At 59.2% G+C, this 16,092-nt stretch carries 17 protein-coding genes and 1 tRNA gene; 11 read left to right on the forward strand and 7 right to left on the reverse strand.

The features are described 5' to 3' along the window. Positions 1-20 precede the first annotated feature (20 nt). Positions 21-1,418 carry a sensor histidine kinase RegB gene (gene regB / locus VWY75_RS14070; protein ID WP_340547093.1) on the reverse strand — a complete coding sequence of 466 codons (1,398 nt, stop codon included), beginning with the start codon at positions 1,416-1,418 and terminating at the stop codon, positions 21-23. Positions 1,419-1,798: 380 nt separating this feature from the next. On the opposite strand from regB, the gene VWY75_RS14075 reads away from it, so the two are divergent. Together VWY75_RS14075 and VWY75_RS14080 are read left to right on the forward strand one after the other, a co-directional pair. After that, positions 1,799-2,419: an SCO family protein gene (locus VWY75_RS14075; protein ID WP_340547092.1), complete on the forward strand. Its 621-nt coding sequence runs from the start codon at positions 1,799-1,801 to the stop codon at positions 2,417-2,419. A gap of 83 nt (positions 2,420-2,502) precedes the next feature. Continuing rightward, a complete protein-coding gene (locus tag VWY75_RS14080; protein ID WP_014876423.1) occupies positions 2,503-3,057 on the forward strand; it encodes an ActR/PrrA/RegA family redox response regulator transcription factor in 555 nt (184 codons plus the stop codon). Between the two features lie 42 nt (positions 3,058-3,099). On the opposite strand, the gene VWY75_RS14085 is transcribed toward VWY75_RS14080, so the two are convergent. Further along, the gene (locus VWY75_RS14085; RefSeq protein WP_416538470.1) at positions 3,100-3,696 is read right to left on the reverse strand and encodes a hypothetical protein; all 597 of its coding nucleotides are present in this window, start codon (positions 3,694-3,696) and stop codon (positions 3,100-3,102) included. A 273-nt stretch (positions 3,697-3,969) separates the two neighbouring features. On the opposite strand from VWY75_RS14085, the gene VWY75_RS14090 reads away from it, so the two are divergent. The 4 genes from VWY75_RS14090 to VWY75_RS14105 all read left to right on the forward strand — a co-directional run bounded on the left by VWY75_RS14090 (position 3,970) and on the right by VWY75_RS14105 (position 7,324). Continuing rightward, positions 3,970-4,284, forward strand: coding sequence for a hypothetical protein (locus VWY75_RS14090; RefSeq protein WP_340547090.1), 315 nt, complete (start codon positions 3,970-3,972; stop codon positions 4,282-4,284). 144 nt (positions 4,285-4,428) lie between these two features. Beyond that, positions 4,429-5,820 (forward strand): adenosylhomocysteinase, encoded by a 1,392-nt coding sequence (gene ahcY / locus VWY75_RS14095; protein ID WP_340547089.1) that lies wholly within the window; start codon positions 4,429-4,431, stop codon positions 5,818-5,820. A 252-nt stretch (positions 5,821-6,072) separates the two neighbouring features. Continuing rightward, on the forward strand, positions 6,073-6,732 hold the full coding sequence (locus VWY75_RS14100; protein WP_416534366.1) for a PRC-barrel domain-containing protein: 660 nt from the start codon (positions 6,073-6,075) through the stop codon (positions 6,730-6,732). 250 nt (positions 6,733-6,982) lie between these two features. Further along, entirely contained in the window at positions 6,983-7,324 is a 342-nt protein-coding gene (locus tag VWY75_RS14105) for a DUF2853 family protein (RefSeq protein ID WP_340547087.1), read from the forward strand. Between the two features lie 369 nt (positions 7,325-7,693). Here VWY75_RS14105 and VWY75_RS14110 read toward each other — a convergent pair whose 3' ends face one another. From VWY75_RS14110 to tsaD, 5 genes are read right to left on the reverse strand one after another with little or no spacing between them, the layout of a single operon-like run. Beyond that, on the reverse strand, positions 7,694-8,089 hold the full coding sequence (locus VWY75_RS14110; protein ID WP_416534367.1) for a DUF1761 domain-containing protein: 396 nt from the start codon (positions 8,087-8,089) through the stop codon (positions 7,694-7,696). A 44-nt stretch (positions 8,090-8,133) separates the two neighbouring features. Further along, a complete protein-coding gene (locus tag VWY75_RS14115) occupies positions 8,134-8,556 on the reverse strand; it encodes an EVE domain-containing protein (RefSeq protein WP_340547085.1) in 423 nt (140 codons plus the stop codon). Next, complete coding sequence (locus VWY75_RS14120; protein ID WP_340547084.1) at positions 8,556-8,828, reverse strand: YciI family protein; 273 nt, start codon at positions 8,826-8,828, stop codon at positions 8,556-8,558. Before VWY75_RS14120 ends, VWY75_RS14115 begins: the two co-directional genes overlap by 1 nt. A gap of 1 nt (position 8,829) precedes the next feature. Then, the gene (locus VWY75_RS14125) at positions 8,830-9,792 is read right to left on the reverse strand and encodes an NAD(P)H-dependent glycerol-3-phosphate dehydrogenase (protein ID WP_416538471.1); all 963 of its coding nucleotides are present in this window, start codon (positions 9,790-9,792) and stop codon (positions 8,830-8,832) included. Then, positions 9,789-10,886 carry a tRNA (adenosine(37)-N6)-threonylcarbamoyltransferase complex transferase subunit TsaD gene (tsaD, locus tag VWY75_RS14130; RefSeq protein WP_416538472.1) on the reverse strand — a complete coding sequence of 366 codons (1,098 nt, stop codon included), beginning with the start codon at positions 10,884-10,886 and terminating at the stop codon, positions 9,789-9,791. Before tsaD ends, VWY75_RS14125 begins: the two co-directional genes overlap by 4 nt. Before the next feature lie 155 nt (positions 10,887-11,041). On the opposite strand from tsaD, the gene VWY75_RS14135 reads away from it, so the two are divergent. The 5 genes from VWY75_RS14135 to VWY75_RS14155 all read left to right on the forward strand — a co-directional run bounded on the left by VWY75_RS14135 (position 11,042) and on the right by VWY75_RS14155 (position 15,833). After that, complete coding sequence (locus tag VWY75_RS14135; RefSeq protein ID WP_416538473.1) at positions 11,042-11,695, forward strand: uroporphyrinogen-III synthase; 654 nt, start codon at positions 11,042-11,044, stop codon at positions 11,693-11,695. A 53-nt stretch (positions 11,696-11,748) separates the two neighbouring features. Beyond that, complete coding sequence (locus VWY75_RS14140; protein WP_416538474.1) at positions 11,749-13,104, forward strand: COG4223 family protein; 1,356 nt, start codon at positions 11,749-11,751, stop codon at positions 13,102-13,104. A gap of 10 nt (positions 13,105-13,114) precedes the next feature. After that, positions 13,115-14,635 (forward strand): heme biosynthesis protein HemY, encoded by a 1,521-nt coding sequence (locus VWY75_RS14145; protein WP_340547079.1) that lies wholly within the window; start codon positions 13,115-13,117, stop codon positions 14,633-14,635. 72 nt (positions 14,636-14,707) lie between these two features. After that, positions 14,708-14,783: transfer RNA gene (locus VWY75_RS14150), tRNA-Thr, on the forward strand. Positions 14,784-15,110: 327 nt separating this feature from the next. Next, positions 15,111-15,833 (forward strand): hypothetical protein, encoded by a 723-nt coding sequence (locus tag VWY75_RS14155; RefSeq protein ID WP_416538475.1) that lies wholly within the window; start codon positions 15,111-15,113, stop codon positions 15,831-15,833. Positions 15,834-16,092 lie beyond the last annotated feature (259 nt).

Raw genomic sequence — 16,092 nt, forward strand, 5'->3', positions numbered from 1 at the left:
GGTTGCCTAAAAGTGAATAGTTAAATTTCTATACGTTTATTTTCCCCGATGGGAACGGCATTTTCGCCCGTCAGAGCGTCAATCTTGCTTCGGGGCCAGCTGACCTGCACCAATGCGCCACAACGTTCCGGATCACGGGTCAAGGTCTGATTGGGATCGGATCCATTTGCGAAAATCAGCTGAGCGCCGCTGCGTTCCAGCAATGTCTTGGCGATGAACAGTCCCAGACCCATGCCCTCATACTCGGGACGCTGGCGCCGGTCGCTGTCGCTACGACGCCGCCGCACGAAGGGGTCGCCGATCCGGCCCAGCAGATGTGACGGGTAGCCCCGACCATCGTCGCTGATGCGCAGGGTAATCGTCTCATCATTCCAGCTGGCATCGATCCAGACTGTTGTTCGGGCAAAATCCACCGCATTCTGCACGAGATTGCGCAGGCCGTGAATGATTTCCGGCTGGCGCAGGATGGTCGGATGCTGGGGATCGCCATCGCTTTCCGGGGCTTCCTCGAAGATCACGGTTTTGCCCCGGTACATATGCGGTTCTGCCGCCTCGTTTATCACGGTGGAAAGCGGGGCCTGGCGCAGATGCAGATCATCCTTGCCCGCGCGCCCCATGCCTCTGAGAATATCGCGACACCGGTCCGCCTGTTCACGGATCAGGGCGGCATCTTCGCGCAGGTCGGGCCGGTCATCCAATTCGTCGATCAACTCTGCGCTGGCCAGTTTGATCGTGGCCAGCGGTGTGCCCAACTCATGGGCCGCAGCGGCCACAACGCCGCCCAGATCGGTAAGCTTCTGTTCGCGCGACAGGGCCATCTGGGTCGCGGCCAGCGCATCCGACATCGAGCGGATCTCTGCGCTAATCCGGTAGGAATAGGCGCCAATGAACAAGACCGCGATCACGATGGCAGTCCAGTTGCCAAAGACAAAGATATCCGGCACCCGTAGCACAAACCCCTGCGGCGTGCGCAGCGGCAGATGAAATTCCGCAAGCAGTGTTACCAGGATGATCGCGGTGGCACCGATAATCAGGGTCGAGCGCAGCCGCATCATCGAGGCGGAAATCGTCACCGGCCCCAGCACCAGCAGCGCGAAGGGGTTGTTCAATCCACCGGTCAGATAGAGCAGGAAGTTCAGCTGCAGGAGGTCAAAGAGAACCATCAGGAAGTTCTCGAATTCCGAGAGGCGTTTGTTCTGCGGGAACAGAATGATCGCAATGAGGTTGCCCAGAACCGAAACACCAATCGCGATATAGCAAAGCACGAGCTCCAGCTGCAGATTATAGAGCTGCTGTGCCACGGTGATGGCAGAGACCTGACCAGCTATCGCCACCCAGCGCAGCAGGATCAACGTGCGCAGGCGAATCCAGTGGCTCCGTTCCTGCCCGCTCAGCAGGTCAATATTTGTCGCGCTCATACCGCACTCCGTGCCGAGGGGATGGAGCCATTTTGTTTGGCCCCGGTCGGGATCTGGCTGACATATGGCCTGCTCTGGAACAAGACGAAACCAGACTGTCTTAGTATCCTCGCATTCCTGGCGCAGACAGACAATTGATCTGCTTTGGCGATGGCCTCCTTATACGGTGACTGTCGCCGGGATCGCCCGCGGCTGCGCTGATTTGTCCGTCTGGTCATTGGGGTAAGGCCTGCGATAGGTCGACCCCCGTGCAGGATCGCTGGACCACTTCTGGCCGATGCGCGGCGGCTGCTTCGCTCCGCCCGTTGCATCGCCTGAGATTCTTGGTAGGTCTGGCGCAGCCTGATGACCCATCTAATTCTTGCGCAAAGTGTGATCTCATGACCCGTCTCTATGCCATCCTTGCTGCCGTTGTTGTCGCTGCCCTGGTAGGGGGAGCCTGGTTTGCCACACGCGGAGGAGGCGCGGGTGATGACTTCGCCGAATGCCGCGCCAGTCAGATTGCCGGAGGGTCCGATACAATCGGCGGACCGTTTGAGCTGCTGAACGCCAAGGGTGAGACGGTGACGGATAAGGATGTGATCACCAAGCCGTCGCTGGTCTATTTCGGCTATACGTTCTGCCCTGATGTCTGCCCTCTGGATGTTGCCCGCAATGCCGAGGTCATCGATCTGCTGGATGAGCGTGGACAGGATGTGACACCGGTGTTCATCTCCATCGACCCGGATCGCGACACACCTGAGGTGGTGGGTGATTTTGCCGCCAATCTGCATGAACGGATGATTGGTCTGACGGGATCACACGAACAGGTTAAGGCCGCCAGCCGCGCCTACAAGACCTACTACAAGAAACATGACGGCGACGAAGACTACTATCTTGTTGATCACTCGACCTTTTCCTATCTGGTTTTGCCCGAGCAGGGATTTGTGGAGTTCTTTCGCCGTGACGAGACACCGGAACAAGTTGCTGACAAGGTCGGCTGCTTTCTGGAAAACCTGTAATCCTGATGAAGGTTTGACGTTTCGGAGGCGAGACGTAATATCAAGCCTCACGACCTGATAACATTGCGGGGGAGACCGACAGCATGGGCGAAGCTGCTATGCAGGAAATAGGACCGGACAAGACGCTCTTGCTGGTCGATGATGACGAACCCTTTCTGCGGCGCTTGGCCAAGGCCATGGAAAAACGTGGCTTTGAGGTGGAAACAGCAGGATCTGTCGCAGCAGGCAGCGCCATAGCCACAGCCCGCCCTCCAGCCTTTGCGGTGGTCGATCTGCGGCTAGAGGACGGCAACGGGCTTGATGTGGTGGAGATCCTGCGAGAGCGCCGCCCCGACAGCCGAGTGGTTGTTCTGACTGGATATGGTGCCATTGCGACAGCCGTTGCAGCGGTGAAGATTGGTGCGACGGATTACCTGTCAAAACCTGCTGATGCGTCGGACATCATGAACGCGCTGCTCGCCAATGAAGAAGAGCTGCCGCCGCCGCCGGAAAATCCAATGAGTGCGGATCGTGTGCGGTGGGAGCATATTCAGCGGGTCTATGAACTATGCGACCGGAATGTATCGGAAACCGCGCGACGGCTGAACATGCACCGGCGCACGCTGCAGCGCATTCTCGCCAAACGCAGCCCCAAGTGAAGCGAAAGCCTCTCCAGATCGGGAGAGGTTTTTTTCTTGGGATCAGAGCAGTGCCAAGAGATCGGCGTGCCGGGTGATGTAATCTTTGCGGACCTCGACCGGTGGTCGCAGGCGGATGGAAAGCCCTTCCATAAGCGTTTGATCCGGCTTTCCAAACAGGCGGTCGGCTTCGCTGCGGGAAAACCCGGCGATCTCGATTGCTTCCATCCAGGCGCTGATCCGATCTGCTTTCTTGATCTGGGCCTTGACCGTTTTAGGTAATATGGCAGGCAGACCAAAGCGGATATGAATCGCAGTCGTCAACCGCTGGTCCAATTCGCCGTAACTTGGGCCAACGGCATTCTTTACCGGCGAAATCATGTCTCCGATGACATATTCCGGCGCGTCGTGCAGCAGGGCCGCCAGCTTCCATCGCACCGGCGCCTTTGTGTTGAGGCGACCGTAGATCGTCTCCACCAGAAGCGAATGCTCTGCCACGGAATAGGCAAAATCACCGATGGTCTGGCCATTCCAGCGCGCCACAAAGGCCAGCCCATGGGCAATATCCTCGATTTCGACATCGACCGGAGTCGGATCAAGCAGGTCAAGGCGGCGACCGGAGAGCATCCTTTGCCAAGCGCGCGGAGGTTTGGGGGGCATGGTCAGTCTCTTCCTTTGGCGGTGGGTTCTGACTAGCCGGTGAGTGCGTGCAGCGCAATTGCCGGCACGGCGCCTAAGGCAGGCCGCCAACGGTGTTCTCGAGCCTATGTGGTGGCAGGATCACCTGCTGAGCACACATGGACACCACGAACAGTTGACCGGCCGGGATTTGATACCAGCCGGTTCTGGCCCCATATTTATAGGTACGACAGGGGCTCTTGCCCCCTTGGCAAGCCTCTTTCGTCGCTTAGGCACATGCGAAAGGAGATTGTCATGTTTAAACGTCTTGCCTGCACCTCGCTTATCTTTGGGATGCTTGCGACTGCGCCGCCGGTGCTTGCCGCTGGCTGCAGTCCCCGCGATCACCTGGTGGATCGTTTGCAATCCTCATACGCCGAGCGGTTGACTGCTGGCGGGCTGCAAGCCAGCCAGCCCGTTTCCACCGTGATCGAATTCTGGGCTTCAGCAACAACCGGCACTTTCACCGTGCTGGTTTCCCATCCCAACGGGTTGAGCTGTGTGGTGGCCTCCGGCACCGGGTTTTTCCAATTGACGGAAGACCCCAGGCCGCAAGGCACCCCCAGCTGACCTGTCCCCCCGGACCGTTGGGAAGGTCGGGGCGCACGACCTCCGGTCGCTGCGCCCCGGCGCTTTCGGGCATCTTCGTTGCTTATAAACCATTGCGGTGTTACCTGCTGCGGTAGACAAAATGTAACCGGAATGGAGCACGCAATGGCCGGGGATTATATCGTCAAGGACATCGCGCTGGCCGAGTTTGGCCGCAAGGAACTCGACATCGCTGAGACCGAAATGCCGGGGCTGATGGCCCTGCGTGACGAATATGGCGACAGCAAGCCGCTGAAAGGGGCCCGGATTGTCGGGTCGCTTCACATGACCATCCAGACTGCGGTTCTGATCGAAACGCTGGTGGCGCTGGGCGCGGATGTGCGCTGGGCCTCCTGCAACATCTTCTCGACCCAGGACCACGCTGCGGCCGCAATCGCGGCAGGCGGCACGCCTGTCTTTGCGATCAAGGGCCAGACCCTTGTAGAACATTGGGATTATCTGGATCGCTCGTTCCAGTTCCCTGAAGGCGCAAACCTCATTCTGGATGATGGTGGCGATGCAACGCTTTACGTGCTGCTTGGCGCGCGCGTAGAGGCTGGCGAAACCAATCTGATCGAAGTTCCGACCTCCGAAGAGGAAGAAGCGATCTTCAACCAGATCAAAAAGCGTATGGCCGAAAGCCCGGGCTGGTTCACCAAAACCCGTGAGGCGATCAAAGGCGTTTCCGAGGAAACCACCACCGGCGTTCACCGTCTTTACGAGCTGGTGAAAGAAGGGCAGCTGCCCTTCCCGGCGATCAACGTGAACGATTCGGTCACCAAGTCGAAGTTCGACAACAAATACGGCTGCAAGGAATCGCTGGTCGATGGTATCCGTCGTGCCACCGATACGATGATGGCAGGCAAGGTCGCCGTAGTTTGCGGTTACGGCGATGTGGGCAAGGGCTCAGCTGCCTCCCTGCGCGGCGCCGGTGCCCGGGTTAAGGTCACCGAAGTGGACCCGATCTGCGCCCTGCAGGCCGCGATGGACGGTTTCGAAGTGGTCCTGCTGGAAGATGTAGTGGACAGCGCCGACATCTTCATCACCACCACCGGCAACAAGGATGTCATCCGCATCGAGCATATGCGCGAGATGAAGGATATGGCGATTGTTGGCAATATTGGCCACTTCGACAACGAGATCCAGGTCGCCAACCTCAAAAACCACAAGTGGACCAACATCAAGGAACAGGTCGACATGATCGAGATGCCCTCGGGCAACCGTCTGATCCTGCTCTCCGAAGGCCGCCTCTTGAACCTTGGCAACGCGACGGGCCACCCGTCTTTCGTGATGTCGGCCTCCTTCACCAACCAGGTGCTGGCGCAGATCGAGCTGTGGACCCGTGGTGAGGCCTACAAGAACGATGTCTACATCCTGCCCAAGCACCTGGACGAAAAAGTTGCTCGTCTGCACCTGGACCGGATCGGTGTGAAACTGTCGAAACTGGCCCCCGAACAAGCGGCCTATATCGGCGTCAAACCCGAGGGCCCGTTCAAGCCTGAGCACTATCGCTACTGATCCTATCTTCCTTCTGATTTTCGGAATGAAGTAAACGTACAGAACACCCCGCCTTCGGTGGGGTGTTTTCTTTTATGTAACTGATTTTTATTTGCCTTTTAATAGGTCTGACCTAGCACGCACCGCGCGCGACAACGTTGTTTCGCGCTCAAAAGTTCCAATAATTTAATGTCGAGATTCCGGAAAAATCCGGGAACGTATTCGAGCGGCATGACGTTTGATTTCCGTACTTCAAACGAAGGAGAAAACGACATGACCGAACTGAAAACCAAAACCCGTATTCTTGCTGGTGTGACTGCTGCTGCCCTGATGGCTGGCGCTGGTATTGCGCAGGCTGGCACCTCGGTGCCGCGTGGCGAAAGCAAGGCTGACACCCAGATCGAAACCGTTGGTGGCCAGGAAACAACCGGCAGCGTGTCGCTCGACACCACCGAAGGCACCACCGTTCCGCGTGGTGAATACAAGGTAGATAGCGGCGTTGAGACCGTGAACGGCCAAACTCCGGCGGATGGCGATGAAAACGTCAATGTAAGCTCTGACGCTTCCACCACCATCCCGCGCGGGGAATATGATGCTTCGGATGCCGCTGGTGAACCTCTGCCGCCACTGGATGAGATGACCGTCGCTGATCTGGTCGGCAAAAACGTCTTCTCCGCGACCGGCGAGAATGTCGGTGAGATCGACTATGTGATCGAACAGGACGGTAAGATCGCAGGTGTGATCGGCGTCGGCGGTTTCCTTGGCTTGAATGAATACACCGTTGCCGTGCCGTTGTCCGACATGGATTTCACCCGCAACGGTCAGCTGAAGCTGAGCACACGTACCGAGGCGGCTCTGCGCTCGATGCCGGAGATCGACGAAAACATGATCAAGCCGCTGCAGGATGATCGTCTCATCGGTGACCGCGTATAACGCGACTCTGCCACATTGAATCGGCACCTGATTGAGGTGTTGTGAGATGGCTTTGGCGCCCCTCATCCGAGGGGCGCCATTTCTGTCGTGTTCGGCGATTGTTCGTCGTTTCGCACAGAAATGAGAGTTTACCGCCGAAATTCCCGGTTGCCCTGTTCCGTTCTGCGACTAAGCTGCTGGAATAAGAACTGATCAGGCGCAGTGCCTGGCGATACCAGTAGTTCCGCTGAGTAACATGGGAGAGAGAGTTTTGGGAAAACGCGACGATCTGATCGAGCAATATGCAAGTGATCTGAAAACCAAATGTGGCATGGATCCGGATATGGACCTGCTCACCAAGGTCACCATCGGCTGTGGTCCGGCCATCTATGACGCCGACGCATCCACCGTAGCCTCCAGCCAGCCGGCAGAGCTGGAGACCGTCAAAAATAACTTCCTGATCAAGAAATTGGGCCTGTCCGATGGGCCCGAGCTGATGTCTGCAATCGATAGCGTGATCGAGACCTACGGGAAGTCTGAGCGGAACAAATACCGCGCAGTCGTCTACTATATGCTGACCAAGCACTTCGGAAAAGAATCCGTCTACGGCTGATCAGATTGCCTGAAGACCGCTGAGGATCGCCCGTCGGAAGCCCCCGGCGGGCGCTTTTCGTATATCATGATGTATGGTGGGGCGGCTTCTTCTAAGTCGTTCTGTCATTGGTTCGTGGAGACACCGGGATTAACCGACATCACGGCGACACGGAACATGCCCCGGTTGTACATGTATTGCATTTTACCTGTATTGCCTTTGCGGAATCACCGCTGGTCGGCCTATCTTCTAGATACCGGTCAGGATGGCCAGGATCACAGATTTACGAACACGTGTGGTGGAATTGGAGCACGTGGGGTGAAAGGGAAGATCCTGTCATATGATCGGATCTTCCCTTTTTTGTGCATAGCGTTTCGCCAGCCAAGGGCGTCAGAACAACGTCAGCACGATACCAATCGCACCGCAGGCCAGCGTGGCGTAGCCGCCATCAATCATTGACAGGCGCAGCGGTCTGACAGCGTAGAGGTTATTGATCATGATCCATGGGGTGATGAAAAACAGCCCTACGCCCAGCCCGCCGACGAGGCCACCGCCCACGGTATCAATCCCCGACAGGGCAAAGACATGGCGCATCATGCCCGCAACAATGAGCTGAAGCACAAAGGTAGCCGCGAAAACCGCCGGTGTTTGCCCACCTGTCGGTTTGCCGTTTTCATCGCGAGGCACCTTTGCCGCCTGCATCCAAGGCTCAGCCAGCACGCCATACCAGACCGCGCCCAGAACAAAGCCGGCAATCGCGGCTGCGATAACATTCAATATTTCCATTGCACTCTCCCTGATACCAGCGCCAGCCTGAGAATTCTGTCAGATCAACCGGGATCTGTCTCCCCCAACGCGCAGATATGGGCCCATTCTTCAGCGGTGACAGGTTGTACCGAGAGGCGGGAGTTCTTGACCAGAACCATGTTTTCAAGCCGCGGATCGGCTTTTATCTGATCAAGTGTCACCGGTTTAGAGAAGCTGCGCACCGCTTTGATATTGACGCATTCCCAGCGCGGGTCATCCGTGGTGCTGTCTGGGTGGGCCTCGGCACAGATTTCGACGATCCCCACCACAGATTTCTCCTTCATCGAGTGATAAAAGAACCCGAGGTCGCCGATTTCCATGTCGCGCATGAAGTTGCGCGCCTGGTAGTTGCGGACGCCGTCCCACTCCTCACCCGCGTCACCTTTGGCTAACTGATCAGCCCAGCCCCAGGTGGAGGGTTCGGATTTGAACAGCCAATAGGCCATCAGCCGACGACCTTTTTCCAGGTGATCAGCTCAACCGCTTCAAACAGTCCGGCCTTTGCATAGGGGTCGCTATCCGCCCAAGCCTGGCCCGCAGCCATGTCTTCGACATCAAGGATAATCAGCGAGCCGACCATGCCGCCGTCTTGATCCAGTAGCGGTCCCGCCTGCGCAACAACGCCGGTCTCCTCGATATAGGCCAGATGCGCGGCACGGTTGTCCATCCGGGTCTGCAAATGATCAGGTTTATCGCGCGCGATCAGGGCAATCAGCATGTCATTCCTCTTTTAGTGGTCTTGCAAGCAGTTGAGCGGTGGCATCGGCAATCGTCAAGCGCTGATCGAGCAGGGCGACGACGATAGCGGTGATAGGCATGTCCAGTTGCCGCGCCGTGGCCGCGGCATGAACCGCGCGTGCCGTGGCGGCGCCTTCGACTGTGATATTTGGATCGAAAGCCTCGCCGCGGCCGATGGCAAGCCCCAGGCGGTAGTTTCGCGACAGATCAGAGCTGCATGTGAGCGTCAGATCGCCAAAACCGGAGAGACCGGCCAGTGTCTCGGGGCGGGCCCCTGTGGCCAGCGCCATACGCTGCATCTCGGCATATCCCCGGGTCATCAGCGCGGCGCGGGCGCTATCGCCCAGACCGGCGCCAATCACGGCGCCGCAGGCAATGGCGATAACATTTTTCAGCGCACCGCCAATCTCTGCGCCAATCGTATCTGTCGTGCGATAGAGCCGTAGGGTCTTGGTGGTCAGCTGTTGTTGTAATTCCCTGCCGGTCTCTGCGTTACCACAGGCCAGCGTAAGGGCCGTTGGCAGGCCCCGTGCGATGTCAGCGGCAAAACTGGGGCCGGTCAGCAGCGCCGTTCGGGCCTCGGGCAGGCAGTCACGGATCACCGCCAATGGACCAAGCCCGGTTTTGAGCTCCATCCCTTTGCAGCAGGCCACAAGCCTGCGGTCGCGCAGCAAAGCGGCGTGAGCGGTTATGAACCCGCGCAGCGTCTGCATTGGCACCGCAAGCAGCACCGTTTCGGCCTGTGCGGCGCGTTCCAGATCGTCTGTCACCGTCAGCTTGTCCGGCAGCGCAGCATCTGGCAGGCGCCGACTGTTGCGGCGGGTTTCCTGCATCTGCAGCGCCTGGTCGGCGTCGCGCGCCCAGAGGGTGACCGGCCCGTTGGCTACCAGCGATATCGCCAGAGCAGTGCCAAAGGCACCGGATCCGAGCACGGAAACACTCATGCCTTTGCTCCTTTCTTGCCGCTGCCCAACATGGCAGGGCTGCTTTGGTCCAGCGGCCAGCGTGGTCGCGCGGCAAGGTCCATGCCGTCGCGCTCGCCATTGCGAAACCGTTCCAGTCCGGCATAGGCAATCATCGCGGCATTGTCGGTACAAAGTGCCAGCGGCGGGGCAACGAACCGGGCGTCGAACTCGGCACAAACTGTCTCTAACGCGGCTCGAATGGAGGTATTGGCCGCGACACCTCCGGCAACGGCAACCGTGCGCGTGTCGGGGCTCTCCTCGAGGTAGAGCCGGATCGCCCGGCGCGTTTTCTCGGCCAGAACATCGGTGACAGCTGCCTGAAATCCGGCGCAGAGATCGGCCCGGTCTTGACGTGTCAGACCGCCTTTTTCGGCGATAACCTGATCGCGCATCCGCATCAGCGCTGTCTTGAGGCCGGAGAAGGACAGGTTACAATCTGGACGATCCAGCAAAGGGCGGGGGAAGCGGAAACGACGAGGATCACCGGTCTCCGCCTCAGCCTGTACGGATGGGCCACCCGGTTGCGGCAGACCCAGAAGGCGGGCGGTTTTATCGAAAGCCTCACCCGGAGCGTCGTCAATGGTGCCGCCAAGCCGTCTGAAATCGGCAGGCCCACGAACGATCAGGTACTGACAATGGCCGCCGGACACCAGAAGCATCAGATAGGGGTAGGGGACCGCATCGGTCAGCCGTGGAGTCAGCGCATGACCGGCAAGATGGTTCACGCCAATCAAGGGCAGCCCGCTCGCGGCGGCCAACCCCTTTGCGCACATGACCCCGGAGATGACGCCGCCAATCAGCCCGGGACCTGCGGTGACCGCGATAGCATCCATATCCGATAATCTCAGGTCGGCGGCAGCCAGCGCATCCCGAACGCAATGATCAAGTTTTTCAGCATGAGCGCGGGCCGCGATCTCCGGTACAACGCCTCCAAAGGCACTGTGAAGCTCGGTCTGGCCGAAAACGATGGAAGACAGCACCTCCGCCGGGCCGTGTCCCGGATGGCGCACTACCGCTGCCGCCGTATCATCGCAGCTGCTTTCCAATCCCAGCAGGGTGAGGTCTCGTGTCATGGCGTTACCGTTGCATCATATCCCCGCTGGGGCTACCACCTATGGCAGTGGCGAACAATCCCGAGGGGCGTGTGATGGTCGGCCTATTGATGACACGCCCCCGGGCGGCGGCGGAACGGTTCGTTGCGGATCTTCCGGCATCCACCCGCTCGACGATGCAGGTGATCTACGCACCATTGCTTGATGCGCAGCCCGTTGATGTGCAACTGACTTCGCCCGAAACCGATCTCTATACTAGGGATGTGGTTTTTTCTTCCGCCAATGCAGTCCGGTTTGCCCCTAAGCCTCAGTCAGGTCAGCGGGCCTATTGTATCGGAGACCGCACGACCGACGTCGCCAGAGCAAAAGGGTGGCAGGCGAAATGCTGTGGGCAGGATGCCGATCAGCTGGTCCGGACGGTGACAGAGTTATCACCTGAAACCCCACTCGTTCATCTTCGCGGTGTCCACAGTCGCGGTGATATCGCAAAGCGGCTTTGTCAGGCCGGTATCAACTGCCAGGAACATGTAATCTACGATCAGGTTCTGCTGCGCTACGACGATCAGTCCCGTGCGGCGCTGGATGCGCAAGCCTCGCTGATCGTGCCGCTTTTTTCACCGCGCACTGCGCTGCAATTCGTCAAATTGGCACCATATCGCGCAGAGCTCCATCTGATCGCCTTCAGTAAAGCAGTGGCCGAGCCTTTGAACATATTGAAATGCAAAGACTTACAGATATGTAACTCTCCAACGGCGAAGGATATGTGCGCATTGGTGCGTGATGCCGCAGCTGGTCTGGCGCGGGTTGAGGGTGGACCATCGGCACAGTAAGTTTATTGCCGAGTTGATGTTATGAGATTTTTAGAATCGAGGGGGATGTCGGCGTGGCTGACAAGAAAACATCCGATGAGACGCAGGCCGAGAGGGGCCAGACGTCTGTCTCCAAGCTGGACATCGACGAAACCGCAGCTGGCGACGATCCGTCCGAGCTGGTCGAAGCGACGCAAGCTGAGGACTCCAAATCCGAGGTGGATTCAGAGGCCGAAGACGTGCAGCCAAGCGAGCCGGTAAATGCTGAAACCGGCGCTGTCTCTGATGATCAGCGCGATCAACTTGACCCGCAGCAGGCAGAAACTGCCGAACTGGCCGAAGCCTCGACTGCGGAGACCGCCGCTACGGAGCGCAGTGCAGATGATCTGCCCCCCTTCACCCCACCGGCGCCCGAGGTTGAGCGTATCGTAGAGAGACGCGGCGGTTTTGGCGCAGCGGTTCTGGGAGGGGTCGTGGCGGCTGGGCTTGGGTTTGTGGCCGGGCAGTCGAATGTGCTGGACGGCTTTCTGCCCCCGTCGTGGCGCAGCGCCCCGTCGGTTGATGCCACGGCTCTGGAGGAGCTTCAGGAGCGCCTGAACACAAGGATTTCCGAGCTGGAAGACCGGATTGCCGCCACCGCTGCCGATCTGAATATTGCACCGCAGGCGGAACAGCTGGATACGCTGAAGCAGGAGGTGGCCGCGCTGCAATCCGGAGCGACCGCCGCAGGTGATACCGGTCTCGCGGACGCGCTGGATAGTCTGGCGATCCGCGTTGATGCGCTGGAAAGCCGTCCGATCACGGACGCGGCTAGCCCAGAGGCTGTTGCTGCCTTTGAGGCGGAACTGAACAAGCTTCAGGACAGCTTGGCTGCACAGCGGGCCGAGGTCGAAAAAATGGTCGATGAGGCGCGTGCAATGGATGCAGCCAGCGCCGAGGCCGCCCGAATCGCCAGTGCGCAAACAATTGTCGCGCGGCTGCGCTCGGCGCTTGATGCGGGGACAAGCTTCAGCGGTCTGCTGGATGAGCTGCGGGCGGTTGGTGTGACGCCGCCAGAGGCGCTGGCAGGCTCTGCAGAGGCTGGCGTCAGTACCCGCTCCAGCCTGCGCGATGGGTTTGCCCCGGCTGCACGTGAGGCGCTGGCTGCGGCACGTCAGGAAGCCAAGGGAACCGGCGGTATCGCCGCCTATATGCGGCGTCAGCTTGGGGCACGTTCGGTCGCACCGCGCGAAGGGGATGATCCTGATGCCGTTCTGTCCCGTGCCGAGGCAGCCGTCCAGAATGGCAATCTGCAGGACGCACTGATGGAACTTGAGGCCCTGCCCGAAACCGCGCTTGCGCCGCTCGCTGATTGGCAGGCTGCTGCACGCGCGCGCCTCTCGGCGGTTGCTGCCGTGAATGAACTGGCCCAAAGCCTGAACGCCAAATAAGGAAGCTGCCATGCTCTGGTCATTGTTGAAGATTCTCGTTTTCGTCGCCATCGTGGCGGTGCTCGCCTTTGGTGCCACATTGCTGACGGAAACCGCTGGCGGCGTTCAGATCACGGTTGCCGGCACCGAATACACCCTGAGCGCATTGCAGTCGGTCATTGCGCTTGCAGTTCTGGTTTTTGCCGTTTGGGTTGCATTCAAACTTCTCTCACTTCTTCTGGCGACGCTACGGTTCCTTAATGGCGATGAAACCGCGATTTCGCGCTATTTCGACAAGGGGCGCGAGCGCAAGGGCTATCAGGCGCTATCCGACGGGTTGATGGCGCTGGCTTCTGGCGAAGGGCGGTTGGCAATGGCCAAGGCTGCGCGCGCGGAGAAATATCTTGAAAAGCCGGAGCTGACGGACCTGCTGACAGCGCAGGCTGCGGAACTGGCAGGCGACACCAAGAAGGCAGCGGAGGCCTATAAGCGGCTGGTGAGCAACCAGTCCACCCGCTTTGTCGGGGTGCGCGGCATCATGAAACAGAAGCTCTCCGAAGGGGATACCGATACGGCACGTCAACTGGCCGAGAAGGCGCTTGCTCTGCGGCCCAAACACGAAGAGGTGCAGGATACGCTGCTGACACTTCAGGCGCGGGCGCAGGATTGGGCTGGTGCGCGCAAGACGCTAACGACGAAGTTGAAGACCGGCACCCTGCCGCGTGACGTCTACAAGCGCCGCGATGCGGTGCTGGCCCTGTCCGCCTCTCGCGCGATTGTCGAAGACGGGGCGACCGTCGAACAGCAGGAACAGGCGATCGAGGCCAACCGGCTTTCGCCGGATCTGGTCCCCGCGGCGGCCATGGCGGCCCGTGCCTATCTGGCGCGCGACAAGAAGCGCTACGCCATCCGGGTTCTCAAAAAAGCCTGGGAAGCGCAGCCGCACCCGGATCTGGCACATGCCTTTGCCGAGGTCGAGCCGAATGAAACCGCCGCGGAGCGGGTGAAACGCTTTGCTCAACTGTCGCGGCTGGCGCCGCAGCATGATGAAACCCGGCTGGTGATGGCCGAGCTGCATATCGTCGCGGAGGATTTTCCAGAGGCCCGTCGTGCGCTGGGCGATTTGGTCGAACGAAATCCCGATGCACGGGCGCTGACCTTGATGGCGGCCATCGAGAAGGGCGAGGGTGCCTCGGACGCGGTAATCCAAGGCTGGCTGGCACGGGCGTTGAATGCGCCACGCGGACCACAGTGGGTCTGTGATACCTGCAATCATATCCACGCGGAATGGGCGCCGGTCTGTGAAAACTGTTCTAGCTTCGACACACTCAGCTGGCGCCGCCCCGAGGCCCCCGAGATTGTCGGCGCCACTGGTGCGCAGGTGCTGCCCTTGATCACAGGCACGCCGGAAGGGGCCGCCGGACCGGATACAAGTGACATCCCCGAGGTCGAATTGCTGGAAAGTGACGATCCGGCGGCGGTACCGGATCCAGACAGCCCAGCATCAGACGCTTCCGAAGAGCCCAAGGGGAAATTCCAAGGCGCGAAATAGATCTTTTCCAAGCGGCGCGCCAATGCTAAAGCGCGCCGCACAGACCGCTGCGGGCCCTGACCCGCGCTGGTCGCCGCTGTAGCTCAGCTGGTAGAGCACGTCATTCGTAATGATGGGGTCGTAGGTTCGAGTCCTATCAGCGGCACCACCCTTCTCAGACGTCACCCCGATTTTAGCACTGAAATCAACTCCTTCGGGAAGCCCGCAAGGTGACGTTTGCGCTTTCGATTTTGGGACATCCGGGCTAGGCTGCACTCAGGATTGGCAAAATGGCCGATCTCGGGGCGTAGTAACCCCTCCCGTAGCGGTCGGTGCAGACCGTAATGCACCTCCTCGAACCTTATGGTCGGGGAGGCACTGGCGTATGTCCAGGGCTTCGGCCTAAAGGCCAGCGCGGTTGTCTACGGGCGGCTTACTAACTCCCCGGCTGCCAGAGGAAACTCTGGTGGCCGATTTCGTTAGTAGAGGAGCCGTTATGAGCAGCAGTGAATTGAAGAAACAGGGAACGACCTTCGTCGGAGTATTTATCCGTTCCCAAATTGTGATTTTGGAACTCGTCGCCTTTGGCTTTGCCCTACATCTACTCCAACAGAACAACGTGAATGCCCAGACGCTGGTGGCAATGCTGCTATTCTGCGTATTCGCCTTTACCCTACTCACTGGCAAAGGGATTCCGCACTTTCGCCATCGGGGCAAAGCATTGCTGTTTCTAATAGTCGCCGGGTTCTTCTCCCTGCAAGGCGCGGTCATGTTCGAGGAACAACGCGAGGCCCGTTGGGCAGAACTCCGCGTCAGCGACCCAACGGCATATCTCGCGGAATTGCATGAAGTGGATGTAGACAGATGGTTTGCCGAACTGCGCGAGCTTGATCCCGATGCCTATGCTGCGGAGGCGGACCGAAGGACTACCATGGCGGAAGCCGAACGGCTTGCCCAATGCACAGACCCGAAAGCTTCTCAAGCCTACGTCATGATCCAAGCCGACGTGCGGAGGGGGTTGGTTGCACCTTCAACAGCCGAGTTTCCGGGGCGTTACGGGGCAGGCACTCGCCATGTCGGCGATTGCGTGTATCGGGTGAACGGGCATTTTGATGCCCAAAACGGGTTCGGCGCAATGCTTAGGGGAACGTTTACCGGCACCACCCGTTATTTCCCCGAAAGTGGTAGCTGGCAAACCCAATCGCTTAGCGTCAACTAGGCGCGGTGCCAGCCCAGCGCGCTTGTAAAAACCTATACCTGCCAGCCCGGCGAAGCAGGCGGGAGAGGCGCAAAGCGGGCCGCACAGGCCCTGCCGGGGGCGTGCCCTTCCCACCCACACCACTGCAAGCCCAAAGCGCCCTGTACGCCCTCTCTCTGGTGCCCAAGGCAACAGGCTTATTTGTCTGCCACATATCCTTTTTGTAACTTGTAACCGTAACTTAGCTCAGAACGTTTCAAAAACGCAAAAGGCGGGGCAC

Source organism: Phaeobacter sp. JH20_08, from assembly GCF_048056635.1.
Lineage (GTDB): Bacteria > Pseudomonadota > Alphaproteobacteria > Rhodobacterales > Rhodobacteraceae > Phaeobacter > Phaeobacter bryozoorum.

What these genes read in the sequence shown, in the direction of transcription:
- VWY75_RS14115 (WP_340547085.1), bottom strand. Translation starts at nt 8,556, where the DNA reads ATGGCCTATTGGCTGTTCAAATCCGAACCCTCCACCTGGGGCTGGGCT.
- VWY75_RS14120 (WP_340547084.1), bottom strand. Translation starts at nt 8,828, where the DNA reads ATGCTGATTGCCCTGATCGCGCGCGATAAACCTGATCATTTGCAGACC.
- VWY75_RS14080 (WP_014876423.1), top strand. Translation starts at nt 2,503, where the DNA reads ATGGGCGAAGCTGCTATGCAGGAAATAGGACCGGACAAGACGCTCTTG.
- tsaD (WP_416538472.1), bottom strand. Translation starts at nt 10,886, where the DNA reads ATGACACGAGACCTCACCCTGCTGGGATTGGAAAGCAGCTGCGATGAT.
- VWY75_RS14090 (WP_340547090.1), top strand. Translation starts at nt 3,970, where the DNA reads ATGTTTAAACGTCTTGCCTGCACCTCGCTTATCTTTGGGATGCTTGCG.
- VWY75_RS14145 (WP_340547079.1), top strand. Translation starts at nt 13,115, where the DNA reads ATGCTCTGGTCATTGTTGAAGATTCTCGTTTTCGTCGCCATCGTGGCG.
- VWY75_RS14075 (WP_340547092.1), top strand. Translation starts at nt 1,799, where the DNA reads ATGACCCGTCTCTATGCCATCCTTGCTGCCGTTGTTGTCGCTGCCCTG.
- VWY75_RS14100 (WP_416534366.1), top strand. Translation starts at nt 6,073, where the DNA reads ATGACCGAACTGAAAACCAAAACCCGTATTCTTGCTGGTGTGACTGCT.
- regB (WP_340547093.1), bottom strand. Translation starts at nt 1,418, where the DNA reads ATGAGCGCGACAAATATTGACCTGCTGAGCGGGCAGGAACGGAGCCAC.
- VWY75_RS14135 (WP_416538473.1), top strand. Translation starts at nt 11,042, where the DNA reads ATGCAGGTGATCTACGCACCATTGCTTGATGCGCAGCCCGTTGATGTG.
- VWY75_RS14110 (WP_416534367.1), bottom strand. Translation starts at nt 8,089, where the DNA reads ATGGAAATATTGAATGTTATCGCAGCCGCGATTGCCGGCTTTGTTCTG.
- VWY75_RS14155 (WP_416538475.1), top strand. Translation starts at nt 15,111, where the DNA reads ATGAGCAGCAGTGAATTGAAGAAACAGGGAACGACCTTCGTCGGAGTA.
- ahcY (WP_340547089.1), top strand. Translation starts at nt 4,429, where the DNA reads ATGGCCGGGGATTATATCGTCAAGGACATCGCGCTGGCCGAGTTTGGC.
- VWY75_RS14125 (WP_416538471.1), bottom strand. Translation starts at nt 9,792, where the DNA reads ATGAGTGTTTCCGTGCTCGGATCCGGTGCCTTTGGCACTGCTCTGGCG.
- VWY75_RS14085 (WP_416538470.1), bottom strand. Translation starts at nt 3,696, where the DNA reads ATGCCCCCCAAACCTCCGCGCGCTTGGCAAAGGATGCTCTCCGGTCGC.